A 1475-nucleotide genomic window follows, 5' to 3' on the forward strand; every position below is an offset into this window, starting at 1 on the left:
AGGCCACGGGCTTGGTCAACGATACGACGCGGCTATTCGGGTTGGACGGGGTGGCTGTCACCTCCGTGCGGCTCGGCAACGACGCGAGTCCGATGCTCGCACTGGTCACCGCCGATGAGCAGGCCCGATGCTGTCCCGAGTGCGGCGTGCGCTCGGAACATCCGCACGGCTGGGTCCGCACCAGGCCGAGGGATCTGCCCGTGGCCGGCCGCTCCACCTTGCTGACCTGGACCAAGCGGCGCTGGCAGTGCCGGAAAGGGGACTGCCCGCGCCGGACGTTCACCGAGGCCCTGCCACAGATCCCGCCGCGCTCCCGGCTGACCTGCAGGCTTCGGGAGTCGGCCGGGGCGGCGGTGGCCGATCGGGGCCGGACGGTCGTTCAGTCAGCCCGGGACCACGAGGTGTCCTGGCCGATCGCCCATGCCGCGTTCATGGCGCACGCCAAGCAGGCCTTGCCTGCCCTCACCCCTGCAACCGAGCGGCTCGGGATCGATGAGACCCGGCGCGGCAAGGCCAAGTTCCGTCTGGTCACTGGGGCCGACGGCACCGAGAGCTGGGAAGTCACCGCAGACCGGTGGCATGTCGGGTTCGTCGACCTGTTCGGTGGGGCTGGGCTGCTCGGTCAGGTCGAGGGCCGCACCGCGAAGAAGGTCTCGGGCTGGATCGAGGCGCAGACCGACGCCTGGCGCTCCGGCGTGCGGTTCGTCGCCATCGACATGTGCACCATCTTCAAGTCCGCCGTCCGCGCCTCGCTGCCGCACGCGACCCTCGTGGTCGACCGCTTCCACGTCGCCCAGCTCGCCAACACCGCGTTGACCGAGGTCCGTCGCCGGGTCACCGTGCAGCAGCGCGGACGCCGGGGACGCAAGGGCAACCGGGAATGGGAGCTGAGGAACCGGCTGACCCGCTCGGCCGCCCGTGTCCACGCCGACCACCTCGACCCGATGGTCGACGACCTCCAGAGCCTCCCAGTGAAGATCGGCGTGCCGATCCTGGCCGCGTGGAACGCCAAAGAAGACCTGATGGACGTCCTGGCCCTGATGCACACCCGCCCCGCCCGGACGGCGATCGCGCACCGGCTGTTCCGGTTCTACGAGTCATGCGCTGCATCCGGCCTGCCGGAACTGGAACGCCTGGCCACCACGGTCAACACCTGGTGGCCCGAGATCGAGGCCGCGATCGTCTCGGGCGTCAGCAATGCCGGCTCGGAAGGGATCAACAGATCGATCAAGACCGATGCCCGAGCCGCCTACGGCTACCGCAACCCCGCTAACCAGCGCCTGCGTGCCCGCTGCGCCACCACCCGCCGCGCCCGTGGACACCTCACCACCCACACCAGCGGCCGCCACAACCAACCCCGACGCTCAAGAACCTGACAGCAACAGTCACCGCAGACAGGCTTGATGCGGCATCCTGGACGGCATGGACACACCATCCGGCGAGTTCGTCCGCGTCCTGGACTACCACCTCGACTC

The 1475-nt window shown here is 69.6% G+C and carries 1 protein-coding gene; it reads left to right on the forward strand.

Annotation, left to right across the window (positions count from 1 at the left end; all coding sequences use genetic code 11):
* Window positions 1-11: 11 nt before the first annotated feature.
* A complete protein-coding gene (locus KGQ19_RS48580) occupies window positions 12-1376 on the forward strand; it encodes an ISL3 family transposase (RefSeq protein ID WP_194894489.1) in 1365 nt (454 codons plus the stop codon).
* Window positions 1377-1475 lie beyond the last annotated feature (99 nt).

This window comes from Catenulispora pinistramenti (assembly GCF_018274385.1).
GTDB lineage: Bacteria > Actinomycetota > Actinomycetes > Streptomycetales > Catenulisporaceae > Catenulispora > Catenulispora pinistramenti.